Here is a 13,334-nt window from a genome sequence, read left to right on the forward strand (position 1 = left end):
TGCTGCATCGGGTCCATCTGCGTCGGATTGAGCTTGAACTGGAAATACATGCTGATGCCCAGCAGCAGCGCCAGCACGCCGATGCCCAGGAACGCGGGCGGCGTGAAGTCGAGCAGGCCGAAGAGGTTTAGGATATGCAGCGGATCGGGCGCGGACAAGTCCTTGATCCACAGGACGAAGGGCTGGTGCCGCATTTCGATCGTCAGCATCAGCACCTTGTACAGCGCGAAGAAGATCGGGATCTGGATGAAGATGGGCAGGCAGCCGGCGAGCGGGTTCACCTTCTCCTGCTTGTACAGCTCCATCATCTTCATCTGAAGCTGCTGCTTGTCGTCTTTATGCTTTTCCTGCAGCGCCTTCATCTTGGGCTGGAGCGCGCGCATCGCGGCCATGCTGGAAAACTGGCGCTGGGCGATCGGGAACATGATCGCGCGCACGACCAGCGTCAGGCAGATGATGGCGACGCCGAAATTGCCGATATGTTCAAACAGCCAGTGCAACAGGGCGAAGATCGGCTTTTCGAACCAGTAGAACCAGCCCCAGTCGATGGCCCGATCGAACAGCGGCACGCCGGCGTCCTGATAGGCTTCGAGCGTCTTCACTTCCTTGGCGCCGACGAACAGGCGCTGCGTCTGCGTCACCGCCTTGCCAGGCGCGACCATGTTGGAGCCAAGCGCGACATCGGCCTGATATTGCGTGCCTGCGCCCTTGCGGAACTGGCCAGCGAAATCGGCGTCGGCGGCCGGCACGAGAGCAGACAGCCAATATTTGTCGGTAAAGCCGATCCAGCCGCCCTTGGACTGGAAGCTCTGGACCGACGGCCCCTTGTCCAGATCCGTGTAATTCACGTCATAATTGGCCGCGCCGTTGAACACACCCATGGGGCCGACATGGATGGTCCAGGTATCGGGATCCTTGGGAATGCCGTTGCGGCTGATATAGGCATAGGGTTTGACACCGACCGTGCCAGCACCGGTGTTAGACACCTTTTGCGCGGCGGTGATCATGTAATTGTCATCGACCGACAGGCGGATTTCAAAGAGCTGCCCCGCGCCGTTGTTCCAGCTGAGCGTCACCGGGCTGCTGGGCGTCAGCGCGCTGCCCTGCGCGGTCCAGAGCGTGTTGCGATCAGGCGCGCGCAGCCCTTCACCCTGCCAGCCGAAGCCTGCGAAATAGGCGTCCTGCGTGCCCGACGGGCTGTAAAGGCGGACGGCCGGCGAGTCCTTGGCGATCGTTTCCTTATAGGTCGGCAGCACGATGTCATCGATGCGCGCGCCCTTGAGGTTGATCGAGCCGGTCAGCTTGGGCGTGCGGATGGGAATGCGCGGGCTTTCCCTGAGCACAAGCGCGCGGTCGCGGATCGCGGCGGGGCTGTCTGCGGCGGGGTCCGCATCGGGCCGGGCGACGGGCACCTGCTTGCCGTCCTCGATCTTCGTTGCGGGCGGATTGGCCGTGGGGAAGAAATAGTTGGAGATATAGGGCCAGCCGAAAAGGATCGCCGCGGTCAGCAGCACCGCCAGGATGATATTCTTCTTGTCGTCCACGCTTTTCGGCTCCGCCGTCTTGTGATCTGTCGTGTCAGGGCACCGGATCGTAGCCCGATCCGCCCCATGGGTGGCATCGCATTAGCCGCTTGAACCCCAACCAGCTACCCTTGATCGCGCCATATTTGCGCACGGCCTGAATCGCATATTCCGAACAGGAGGGCGCATAGCGGCAGGTCGGCGGCAGGATTCGCGACGGACCAAGTTGCCAGAAACGCGCGATCAGGATGAGCAGGCGCGCGATCATCGGGGGCTGCCGGGACTTTTCGCGCGCGCAGGCTTGCCCTTGCGGTGCGCGGGATCGCGCGGCGCATCGACCGGCCGCGTCATGATCTTGCCAAGCGCCTTTTCCAGTTCAGCACGCAGCAGGGAGAAGTCCCGCTCAATCCCGCCTTCCCGGCCGATCAGCACATGATCGGCGCCGGCAATGCCAAGGGCGGGCAGCAATTCGCGCGCCAGAACGCGAAAACGGCGCTTCATCCGGTTGCGGATGACAGCGCCGCCAATCTTTTTCGTGACCGTGATGCCATAGCGCATCGCCGGATCACCATCGCCGCGTTCGCGCACCAGCAGGACAAAGCCCGGCATCGGCGCACGCCGTCCGCGATTCGCCGCCAGAAAATCTGCGCGCCGGACCATGATGGCCGGCGCGACAGGCTGATCCGGCGATGATGTCAGGCGCAGAGATTCTTGCGGCCGCGGGCGCGACGGGCGCGCATCACATTGCGGCCGCCGGGGGTCGCCATGCGGGCGCGGAAACCGTGACGGCGCTTCCGAACCAGATTGCTCGGCTGAAAGGTGCGCTTCATCGTTCATTCCTCAAAAACAACAAGAGAATCGGGTGTGACAAAAAAGGGCCGCTTACGCAGCGGCCGCCAGTCAGGGGGCGTCCGATAGGGAAAAGGGATGGGGAAGTCAATGGCGGGGAAGGCAGGCAGTCCGGCAATCGGTATGACTTACTTGCCGCGCGCCGTTGCCACACCTTCCTTGAGCGCATCATAGCCGACCGCGCCGCTCAGCACCTGATCGCCGATGACGAAAGTGGGCGTGCCGGTCGCCTGCAATTTCTGGGCGAGCGCGATGTTCGACTGGATTTCCGAATCATATTTGCTGGACGCCATCGCCGCTTCGGCATCCGCCTTGCTGATCCCGGCCTTTGCCGCTGCGGCGAGGATGGTGTCGCGCGTCACGCGCCCGGCGGCGTAGAGCGCCTTGTGATAGGGCATATACTGGCCGCGCTCGGCCGCGAGCAGCGACACCTTGGCCGCGTCGCCGCTTTCTTCCGACAGGATCGGCAACTCGCGATAGACGACCTTCACCTTCTTGTCCGACCCCACCAGCTTGCCTAGATCAGGCAGCGAGGCACGGCAATAACCGCAGGCATAGTCGAAAAATTCGACCACGGTGACGTCAGCGTCCGCCGCCCCTTCCCATGCGCCGGCATAGGGGGTTTCGAGCGCGCTGCGGCTGGCGTCGATCACGCTGGAGAGGCGCTTGGATTGCAGCTTCTCGATCGCCTGCGGAATGATTTCGGGATGCTCCAGAATATAATCATGGACGATCTGCTCGATCGCGGCCTTATCGGTCGCGCCGACGCTGGCGGGAGCCTGAACGGCGAGCGCGGCGCCGGCAGCGGCGGCGATGAAGGCGAAAGCGCCAAGGGTCATCTGGATGGTCCTGTTGGAAAGGGCCGCACGAAAGCTCGGCCGGTTCTGATTTGTCATTGCTATCTTTTCTTCCGCTGCTGCTCGACCGCGGCGCGCGAGGTCATGGCGATATCCTGCGCGCGCAGATAGTCAACCGTGCCGGGCTGCAATCCCTGCACCGCAACGTCGGCGCTGCGCAGCGCCAGATTATGATCGCCCATCATCGCATAGCGTTCCGCCGTGGCGAGCGCGGCGCGCGGCGTGTCGCCGCGCCGCTCGTAAACGACACCCAGCTGATACCAGGCAAAGGGATTTTCGCGATCACGCTGTACTGCCACGCGCAACACCTGTTCGGCCTCCGCAAAATTGGCCGGGTCCTCGGTCGCGATGAGCGCGTGAGAAAGAAGCACGGAAATCAGCGGCTGATTGGTGATCTTCACCGCTTCGCGCAGCGGCGCGATCGCGTCAGCGGGCCGCCCGCTCTCCAGCAGGATCTGGCCCTTCAATTCCAGGAAATAGGGATCATGCGGCGCGGCGGCGAGCAACGCATCGGCCTCGGCCAGCGCCTTTTGCGGATAGGCGCTTTTGTGCCAGGCATAGGCCCGGGCATAATGGGCGGGGAGCGACTGATCGCTTTCGGGATATTTGATGAGCGTTTGCTGCGGTTCGGACACGAAGCCGATCAGCTTCGCCTTGATCCGCTCGAACCGCGCCTCCAGCTGCGGGTCGACCGACCTGTCCCAGGCGGGATCGACCTCATAGACCTCCCGCAGGACGCTGATGCGTTCGCCCGACAGCGGGTGGGTGCGCCCATAGCTATTGTCCTGCGGAATGGCCAAGCGATATTCCTGATTTTGCAGCTTCTTGAAAAATTCAAGGCTCCCCCGGCCACTGATCCCGGCACTGTGGAGATAGCGCGCGCCGGCAAGGTCGGCGGAGCTTTCCTGCGCACGGGAGAAGGCAAGGAATTTGCTCATCGCGGCCTGCTGGCCAAGGCCCATGATACCCATGCCCGCTTCCGCGCCGCCCGCCGCGATCGCCGCCGCGCCGAGTACCAGGCTGAGCAGGGTGACGCTTGTCGCGTCCTTGATCCCCTCGCCCGAGCGGATGATGTGCCCGCCCTCGATATGTCCCAGTTCGTGCGCGACCACGCCCTGCAACTGATTCACATTGTCCGCCTGCGCGATCAGGCCGCTATGAACCCAGACATATTGGCCGCCGGCGACGAAGGCGTTGATTTCCGGGTCGTTGATGACGAGGACCTGGACATTTTTCGGCGTCATGCCCGCCGCCTTGACCAGCGGCGCGGACATGTCGGCCATGAAGGCTTCGGTTTCGGCATCGCGCAAAATCTGCTGAGCGAGCGCGGGGCGGGTCATCAGCGCAAGCGACGCCAGCGCAAGAGCCAGAAACTGGAGCAAACGGGCCATCACCCGCCGCCCTTGCCATGGCCGTCCTGAACGCGCCGTGAAGCGCGCCACAAGGAAAAGCGCCGCTGCGCACCGGGGGGAACCGGACGGGCAGCGGCGCTTCATATTCCAACTCTTCGCGTGCTTACTGACCGAAGGTGCGCTGCCACCAGCCGCGACGGGGCGCACCATCGGCGTCCTCGCCTGCTGCATCGCCGTCGGCAGCGGCGGCATCGCCGTCGGCAGCGGCGGCATCGGCTGGCACCGGTTCCGCCGAAGCGGTCGGCTCGGGCTGCGCGACAGGCGCAGCGTCAGCCGGGGCCTGCGGTACAGCTTCGACGGCGGGCTCCGCCGCCTCTGCCTCGGCAGCGACCACCTTCTTGCGGCGCGTGCGCTTGGGCTTGGCTGGCGCGGCATCTGCGTCGGCGGCCGGCGCATCTGCTGCCGGCGTATCGGCTTCAGCCGCCGCGCCTTCGCTCGCCACCGCCTTCTTGCGACGCGTGCGCTTGGGCTTTGCCGGCGCGGCATCCGCTTCGGGCGCGGGTGCAGGCTCTTCCGCCGCGACCGGAGCGACGTCGGCCGGAGCCTCGGTCGTTGCCGCTGCCTCGGCGGTGTCCGTGTCCGCTTTCTTGCGGGCGCGGGGACGGCGACGCGTCTTGGGCGCTGGTTCGGCCGCTTCCTCGCTTACCGGCTCAGCGGCAGGGGCTTCTTCGGCGACCGGTTCTGCAACCGCTTCCTCGGCGTCGGCCGGGGCCGTTGCATCGTCCTGCTCGATCGCGGCGGTTTCGCCCGCTTCGCGCCGACGGCGGCCACCGCGACGACCACGACGGCCGCGACGGCGCGCGCCGCCTTCTTCACCATCGGCATCGCCCGCGTGCGCGGCGACATCGCGATCCTCGGCTTCATCGCCGTCCTCGGCGTCGGTCTCGTCACCGGACTCATTATCATCCGTTTCCGCTTCGGAGCCGGCATCGCGCTGGTCCTCGCGCTGGCCGCCCCGGCGACGGCGACGGCGACGGCGACGGCGGCCGCCTTCGCGATCCTCGTCCCCCCTGTCGCCCCGCTCCTCGCGCTCGGCGCTGTCCTCGGCGTCCTCGACCTCTTCGATGTCGTCGTCATCCTCGGGCAGGTCGATATCGTCATCATCCTCGACCAGCGGCGCGTAGGTGACGACACGCTCCGGACGGGGGCCGCTGGCTTCGACCGACATGCGCGCACCCTCAATCTCGCCATCGGGCAGGATTTCGATGCGCACGCCATAACGCTGCTCGATCTCGTCCAATTCGCGGCGCTTGTTGTTGAGGACGTAGAAGGCCGCTTCCTGGCTGGCGCGCAGGGTGATGAGGTTGCCGCGACCGCGCGCCGCTTCCTCCTCCAGCATGCGCAGCGCGCTGAGGCCCGCTGACGACGCCGTGCGGACAAGGCCGGTGCCCTCGCAATGCGGACATTGGCGGGTGGAGGCTTCCAATACGCCGGTGCGCAGCCGCTGGCGGCTCATTTCCATGAGGCCGAAGCCAGAAATGCGGCCGACCTGGATGCGGGCGCGATCGTCCTTGAGCGCCTCCTTCATCGCCTTTTCGACCTTACGGATGTTGGAGTTCATCTCCATGTCGATAAAGTCGATGACGACGAGGCCCGCCATGTCGCGCAGGCGCAGCTGACGTGCGATTTCGCGCGCGGCTTCCAGGTTGGTTGCGACGGCGGTCTGCTCGATGCCATGTTCGCGCGTCGACCGGCCGGAGTTGATGTCGATCGACACCAGCGCCTCGGTCGGGTTGATGACCAGATAGCCGCCCGATTTGAGCTGGACGACAGGGTTGTACATCGCCGCCAGCTGATCCTCGACACTGGCGCGCTGGAACAGCGAGACAGCGTCGGCATATTGCTTCACGCGCCGGGCATGGCTCGGCATCAGCAGCTTCATGAAGTCCTTGGCGGCCTTGTAGCCATCCTCGCCCTCGACGATGACTTCCTCGATATCCTTGTTGTAGATGTCGCGGATGGCGCGCTTGATCAGATCGCTGTCATTGTGGATCAGCTCGGGCGCCGACGCCTGGAGCGTCTTTTCGCGGATCTCGTCCCACAACCGCGCGAGATAATCGAAGTCGCGCTTGATTTCGGGCTTGGTGCGCTGAAGTCCCGCCGTGCGAACGATGCAGCCCATGGAGGAGGGCAGGTTCATCTCCGCGATGATGGTCTTCAACCGCTTGCGATCGGCCGCGTTGCTGATCTTGCGGCTGATGCCGCCGCCATGCGACGTGTTGGGCATGAGCACGCAATAGCGGCCCGCCAGCGACAGATATGTGGTCAGCGCCGCACCCTTGTTGCCGCGCTCTTCCTTGACGACCTGCACCAGCAGCACCTGGCGGCGCTTGATGACGTCCTGGATCTTGTAACGGCGACGCAGGGCCATGCGCTTGCGACGCAGTTCGTCCGCAGCATCGTCGCCATTCTTCCCGCGCTTGCGGCGGCCACCCTTGGCGGCTTCGGGCGCCGGGCTCTCGGCATCCGCCTCGGCCGCGTCCTCATCCTCATGATGATGAGTCGCCTCGACCAGCTCGACGCCGTCCTCGCCCGCGTCCTCGTCATCCTCGATTTCGGCGCGCAACGCGGCCTCTTCCTCGGCATGGGCGCGCTCTTCCTGCAGCAGCGCCTCACGGTCCTCGCGCGGGATCTGATAATAATCGGGGTGAATTTCGCTGAAAGCCAGGAAACCGTGACGGTTGCCGCCATAATCGACGAAGGCGGCCTGGAGCGAAGGCTCCACGCGCGTCACTTTGGCGAGATAGATATTGCCCTTGAGCTGCTTGTGCTCGGCCGATTCGAAATCGAACTCCTCGATCCGGTTACCTTTGACGACCGCGACCCGGGTTTCTTCCCGGTGGCGCGCATCGATCAGCATACGCATTGTCATTTATAAGTCTCCGGCGTGCGCGGGCTGCGGCATGAAGCCGCGCCGCCACGCGATAAGAAAAGAATGCCGGCCGGCGCGCGCCATCGGGCGCGGCGCAGGCAAGCATCCGGTTTTGAAGGAAAATCTGCGCGTCTGCTGCATCGGCAGGGCCGGACAAGGCGCCGGGCCGCACCATCCACACCGCCATGCCCGTTACCGGGGCAAGCGTGGATGGAAAATCATGCCTCATGCAGCGTCAACCTGTTCTGTCTCGCCCGCACAACAGCGGGCGCTCGTCTGACCTGAAGACTGACCGAACATACGGCAATTCTTGCAGGAATGGGAATGGTTAGCAGTCAATAGCCCGGGCGGCAACGGTTGGTCGAAATATTATGCCTTTGCGCCGCCTCCGCCATCGGCGTCATGCGCCAGCATGGTGAAGATGTCGTTAACCAGCTCATTTTACCGGGTTAAAAGAGGGCGATGCTTAATCCGGTGTTCAGCGTGGGGACGCTGGACGGGTCAACGTCGATGATATTTGGCTGGACGGCCGACAGGCCTGCGGTGCACAAGCGGCGCATGTTGCAGAGCCTTGCCTTGGCAAGCATTCTTCTTTCCTCCCCCGGCCAGGCGGGCGGCATCGCCGGCGTCGATGTGCAGGGGGACCGGGTGGTGGTGCGTTTCGATGAGCGGGTGGAGGGCGCGTCCGCCTTCCTGCTCGACGGACCGCAGCGCATCGCCCTTGATATCGATGGCGCGCAAACGGGGCGCTTTCCCTTTTCGCCGGGCAATGGCGCGGTGGCGAGTGTTCGTCAGGGACAATTGAGCCCGGAACGCGCGCGGGTGGTGCTCGACCTTGCCAGCCCGGCGACGCTGGCCGAGGCGCGCATCGCGCCGGACGGCAAATCGCTGAGCTTCGCGATCCAGGGCGTAAGCGACAGCCGCTTTCGTAGCGAACTGGGCCGCGGCCGCATGGCGTTCGACGCGCCGGCCGACATGGCCGCGCGCCCGCAAAAGCGGCTGCATTCGATCACCGTGCCGATCCCGCCTGCCGCGCGCGGCGTCGCCCTGCCGCCGGTCCAGGGCGTCAATGACGGCGCGCGTCCGCTGGTGGTGATCGACGCGGGCCATGGCGGCCATGATCCCGGCGCGATCAACAAGGATAATGGCAAACGCGAAAAGGACGTGACGCTGGCGATCGCGCAGGCGATCCGCGATCAGCTGGTCAAGGGCGGACGGGTGCGCGTCGCGCTGACGCGGGACGATGATCGCTTCCTGGTGTTGCAGGAACGCTATGGCATTGCGCGCAAGATGGGCGCGGACCTGTTCATTTCTATCCATGCCGATGCCGCGGAAAACACCGACGCGCATGGCGCGACGGTCTACACATTATCGGAAACCGCGTCGGACCGGGAAGCCGCGCGCCTGGCCGCGCGCGAGAACAAGGCCGACATCATCAACGGCGTCAATCTGGGCGGCCAGTCGGGCGATGTGTCGTCGATCCTGATCGACCTGACGCAACGCGAATCGCTCAACATATCGTCCAGTTTCGCGCGGTTGCTCCAGCGCGAGGCATCGCCCTATGTGCCCTTTCGCAGCGCCTATCATCGCTTCGCGTCGCTGATGGTGCTCAAGGCCCCGGACACGCCGTCGATCCTGTTCGAAACCGGCTATATCAGCAATGAAGCGGACTCTGCCTTCTTGTCCTCGCGCGAGGGGCAGCAGAAAATCGCGCGCGGCGTGGCAAAGGCGATCGAAGTGCATTTCGCGCGCAAGCTCGCGATGAGCGGCGTGGCGGCGGGCGGCTGATGGCGCGGCCCGTCGAAACGCCACTGGCCTTAGCAGCGATTTGACCCTAGAGCCTCTTCCCCATGGAAGAGGCCCATTCCGATACCGCCCCGACATCCTTTGCCTATCGCCTGCGCCGTGACGCGGGCGGCGCCATGGCGCGGCTGCGGCCGCTATGGGGCCGGCGGCTGTTCCGCTGGCTGGCGATCCTGCTAGGCGGATTCCTGCTCGCGATCTTCCTGTTCTGGCTAATCTTCGCGCGCGGCCTGCCCGATGCGGCGACATTGCTGGAATATGAGCCGCCGCTGCCCACCATGGTGCGCGACATCAACGGACAGCCGGTGCACAGCTACGCCCGCGAACGGCGGGTGCAGTTGCAATATAGCGATTATCCCCCGCTGTTGATCCGCGCCTATCTGGCGGCGGAGGACAAGACGTTTTTCGAACATCATGGCGTCGATTTTCCGGGCTTTGCCGGCGCGGTCGCGGACTATGTCAGCAAGCTGGGATCGGGCCAGCGCGCGCGCGGCGGGTCGACCATCACGCAGCAGGTGGCCAAGAACCTGCTGATCGGCGACGAATATTCGCCCACGCGCAAGGTCAAGGAGATGATCCTGGCCTGGCGCATGGAAAATGTGCTGTCCAAGCAGCAGATATTGGAACTCTACCTCAACCAGATCTTCCTTGGCCGCAACGCCTATGGCGTGCAGGCGGCGGCGCGCGCCTATTTCGACAAGGATGTCGCCGACCTCAGTCTGCCTGAAATGGCCTATCTGGCGATCCTGCCCAAGGGGCCGGCCAATTATCGCCCCGAAAGCGAGACCGGCCACGCCCGCGCGATCGAACGGCGCAACTGGGCGCTGGGCGAAATGGAGCGCAATGGCTGGATCTCCGCCACGCAGCGCGCGCAGGCGCAGGCGCAACCCCTGGGCACCGTCACTGTGCGCGGATCGAGCTTCGACGCGCGCGCAGGGGGCTATTATATGGAAGAGGTACGCCGTCGCCTGATCGACCGCTTCGGTGAAAAGGCGCAGGACGGCCCCAATAGCGTCTATGCCGGTGGCCTGTGGGTGCGCAGCCCCTATGATCCCGTGGCGCAGGAACGCACCAAGGATGCACTGCGCAACGGATTGCTGCGCTTTGGCGCGGGGCGCGGTTGGTCTGGTCCGGTGGGCCATATCGATCCCGACCGGGGCTGGGAGCGTGAACTGGCCGCCAGCTATGTCGGCGTCGATTATGAGGGCTGGCGCATCGCCGTCGTCATCGATCGATCATCGTCCCAGGCGCAGATCGGCTTTTCGGACGGCAGCACCGGCACCCTGCCCGCGTCGCTGGCGCAGACGCCCTATCGCCGAACCGGCGGCCCCGCCTTTTCCGCGTTGAAGGCCGGCGACCTGATTGTCGTGGCCAAGAATGGCGAAGACTGGGCTTTGCGCACCGTCCCGGAAGTGTCAGGCGGCATGGTGGTGCAGGAAGTGCATTCCGGCCGTATTCGCGCGATGCAGGGCGGGTTCGATTCCCGCCTGTCCTCCTATAACCGCGCGACGCAGGCGCAGCGCCAGCCCGGCTCCACGATCAAGCCCTTCGTCTATGCCGCCGCGCTGGACAATGGCATGACGCCCGCGTCGATCATCGTCGATGGGCCGTTATGCGTTTACCAGGGTGCGGGGCTGGGGCAGAAATGCTTCCGCAACTTTTCCGGCGGCAGCGCCGGGCCGCAGACCATGCGCTGGGGCGTGGAGCAGTCGCGCAACCTGATGACGGTGCGCGCCGCCAGCCAGACCGGCATGGACCGGGTCGTGCGCACGATCAAGGCGATGGGGATTGGCGATTATCAGCCCTACCTCTCCTTCGCGCTGGGTGCGGGCGAAACGACGGTGGAGCGGATGGTCAACGCCTATGCGACGCTGGCGAACCAGGGAAAACAGAATCCGTCCAAGGTGATGGATTATGTGCAGGACCGGCGCGGCAAGGTGATCTGGCCCGAACGCTGGCGCCCGTGCGACGGATGCAACATGGCCAATTGGGACGGAAAGCCCATGCCGCGCTTCGGCTTTGAAGGGCGGCAGGTGATGAACCCGATGACCGCCTATCAGGTCGTGCATATCGCCGAAGGCGTGGTGCTGCGCGGGACCGCCACCGTGCTGGCCGACCTCAAGCGCCCGCTGTTCGGCAAGACAGGCACGACCAACGGTCCCACCAATGTCTGGTTCGTGGGCGGATCGCCCGACCTGGTCGCGGGAGTCTATGTCGGCTATGACAAGCCCCGGAGCCTGGGTGGATGGGCGCAGGGCGGCCGCATCGCCGCGCCGATCTGGAAGGCGGCGATGGCGCCGATCCTGGAAACCATGCCCAAGACGCCCTTTGTCGCGCCGGCGGGCATCCGCATGGTCACGATCGACCGTCGTTCGGGCAAGCGCGTCTATGGCGTGTGGCCAACCAACGATCCCAAACCCGCGGTCATCTGGGAAGCGTTCAAGCCCGAAACCGAGCCGCGCCGGTCGATCCGCAAGGAAGAGGCCGAAGCGCAGGCGAAGGCGGCCGATGCCAAGGCGGCAGCCGCCGTGGCGCGCGGGCGGCAGCGTACCGACGCCGACTTCCTGCAGGATCAGGGCGGGATTTACTGACGGGCGCCTTCGTGCGGAGGCGCCCGCTTCATTTGTACAGGATCGTGTCGGAACCGGACACCATGAGCTGGGACAACTCATATCCCGGCGGCGCATCCGTCAGGTCGTGCTGGCGGCTGATGAGCGTCCATATGTCGCGCGAAAAGCCCGCCGCCTTGACGTCGCGGTAGAACATGTCTGCCGAATAGCGGTTCAGCGTCAGATATTCCCTCCACATATGACCTAGGATCATGTTGGGGTGCACAACCGACTGCTCGTGTGCCGTCTTTTCAATGATGGCGCGCATCGCCGCCCTGTCATGCGTCAGATGCGCGAAAGGCACGGGGACGAAATCCGACAGATGACTGCCGAAATAGGAATGGAACCAGGGGAAAACCTTGATGAAGGCGACCCCGCCTGTCCTGAGCACGCGCTTGATTTCGGCCAGCACAGCGGGGACATCGGCGACATGCTCCATGACGCCCCAGCAGAATATGATGTCGAAATGCGCGTCCGGAAACGGCATGGATTTGCCGTCATAGACGACAGCGGTGACACGATCCCTGAAATTGGCGGCGTCGGGAAAACCGCCATCGACCAGGGTCTTGAGGCTTTTGTCCGGGTCTGGCTTGGTAATATCAAGACCGATAACCTCCTCTGCGCCGCGCGAGGCGAGGCCATAGGTCATCAACATCTCGCCGCACCCCAGGTCCAGGATGCGTTTCCCTTCCAGACTGCCGATGGCCGCGACAAATTCGTCGACGACGCCGACATAATGGTTGCGGACCCATTCGTTCATGTCCGGCAGAAAACTGATATCGTCGTCGGTGCTCTTTTGCTGGTCGGGAACGGGCTGTCGCTCCGTTTTCGCTTCACCACCCTTGAATTTGCGCGCAATATGGCGTCGTATCGATGATAGTCGCAATCGTCATTCCTTCGTGACCCGCCAAAGACAGCCGGACAATACGGACATGTCCCTGCCAGCCCCAGCATTATGAACGATATGCCTTTTTTCCGATCGGGATGAAATGATCGCTGACAGCCGCCCCCGCCGGATCGCCCGCGCCGTCCTGGCATTGGCCTATCTGATCGCAGGGGTAGCGCATTTGCGTTCGCCAGGGGGATTCATCGCGATCACGCCCGACTGGGTGCCCTATCCCGCCACTGTCATCTGGCTGACCGGCATCGCCGAAATCGCCGGGTCGATAGGCCTGATGCTGCCGCCCTTTCGCCGCGCCGCAGGCATCGGACTGGCGCTCTATGCCCTGTGTGTATGGCCAGCCAATATCCATCATGCGCTCAGCGACATTCCGCTGAACGGCGTGCACCTGAGCTGGTGGTATCATGGACCAAGGCTGGCGCTGCAACCGGTCATCATCTGGTGGGCGCTGTGGGCGAGCGGGGTGACCGACTGGCCATTTGCGCGGCGGCGCTAAGGCGGTTGTCTT

The 13,334-nt window shown here is 64.4% G+C and carries 11 protein-coding genes; 3 read left to right on the plus strand and 8 right to left on the minus strand.

The window, feature by feature from the left end; all coding sequences use genetic code 11:
- The 7 genes from yidC to B2V90_RS20520 form a co-directional block, all read right to left on the minus strand.
- Positions 1-1,544: membrane protein insertase YidC (gene yidC, locus B2V90_RS20490; RefSeq protein ID WP_293923001.1), on the minus strand; the 1,544-nt coding region annotated here is incomplete at its 3' end.
- A 34-nt stretch (positions 1,545-1,578) separates the two neighbouring features.
- Positions 1,579-1,791: a membrane protein insertion efficiency factor YidD gene (yidD, locus tag B2V90_RS20495; RefSeq protein ID WP_009822730.1), complete on the minus strand. Its 213-nt coding sequence runs from the start codon at positions 1,789-1,791 to the stop codon at positions 1,579-1,581.
- Complete coding sequence (gene rnpA, locus B2V90_RS20500; protein ID WP_228220918.1) at positions 1,788-2,183, minus strand: ribonuclease P protein component; 396 nt, start codon at positions 2,181-2,183, stop codon at positions 1,788-1,790. Before rnpA ends, yidD begins: the two co-directional genes overlap by 4 nt.
- A gap of 35 nt (positions 2,184-2,218) precedes the next feature.
- Positions 2,219-2,353: a 50S ribosomal protein L34 gene (rpmH, locus tag B2V90_RS20505; RefSeq protein ID WP_021227954.1), complete on the minus strand. Its 135-nt coding sequence runs from the start codon at positions 2,351-2,353 to the stop codon at positions 2,219-2,221.
- Between the two features lie 147 nt (positions 2,354-2,500).
- Complete coding sequence (locus B2V90_RS20510) at positions 2,501-3,268, minus strand: DsbA family protein (protein ID WP_228220919.1); 768 nt, start codon at positions 3,266-3,268, stop codon at positions 2,501-2,503.
- Positions 3,269-3,270: 2 nt separating this feature from the next.
- Positions 3,271-4,620: a M48 family metalloprotease gene (locus tag B2V90_RS20515; RefSeq protein ID WP_228220920.1), complete on the minus strand. Its 1,350-nt coding sequence runs from the start codon at positions 4,618-4,620 to the stop codon at positions 3,271-3,273.
- A gap of 124 nt (positions 4,621-4,744) precedes the next feature.
- The gene (locus tag B2V90_RS20520; protein ID WP_228220921.1) at positions 4,745-7,513 is read right to left on the minus strand and encodes an Rne/Rng family ribonuclease; all 2,769 of its coding nucleotides are present in this window, start codon (positions 7,511-7,513) and stop codon (positions 4,745-4,747) included.
- Positions 7,514-8,023: 510 nt separating this feature from the next.
- On the opposite strand from B2V90_RS20520, the gene B2V90_RS20525 reads away from it, so the two are divergent.
- Together B2V90_RS20525 and B2V90_RS20530 are read left to right on the plus strand one after the other, a co-directional pair.
- On the plus strand, positions 8,024-9,301 hold the full coding sequence (locus B2V90_RS20525) for an N-acetylmuramoyl-L-alanine amidase (protein ID WP_228221080.1): 1,278 nt from the start codon (positions 8,024-8,026) through the stop codon (positions 9,299-9,301).
- A 62-nt stretch (positions 9,302-9,363) separates the two neighbouring features.
- Positions 9,364-11,907 carry a penicillin-binding protein 1A gene (locus B2V90_RS20530; protein WP_228220922.1) on the plus strand — a complete coding sequence of 848 codons (2,544 nt, stop codon included), beginning with the start codon at positions 9,364-9,366 and terminating at the stop codon, positions 11,905-11,907.
- A gap of 28 nt (positions 11,908-11,935) precedes the next feature.
- On the opposite strand, the gene B2V90_RS20535 is transcribed toward B2V90_RS20530, so the two are convergent.
- On the minus strand, positions 11,936-12,811 hold the full coding sequence (locus tag B2V90_RS20535) for a class I SAM-dependent methyltransferase (protein WP_293923007.1): 876 nt from the start codon (positions 12,809-12,811) through the stop codon (positions 11,936-11,938).
- A gap of 103 nt (positions 12,812-12,914) precedes the next feature.
- Between B2V90_RS20535 and B2V90_RS20540 the strand changes: the two genes are divergently transcribed.
- Entirely contained in the window at positions 12,915-13,322 is a 408-nt protein-coding gene (locus B2V90_RS20540; RefSeq protein WP_228220924.1) for a DoxX family protein, read from the plus strand.
- Positions 13,323-13,334: the final 12 nt, after the last annotated feature.

The sequence above is a fragment of the Sphingobium sp. UBA5915 genome (genome assembly GCF_002431195.1).
GTDB lineage: Bacteria > Pseudomonadota > Alphaproteobacteria > Sphingomonadales > Sphingomonadaceae > Sphingobium > Sphingobium soli.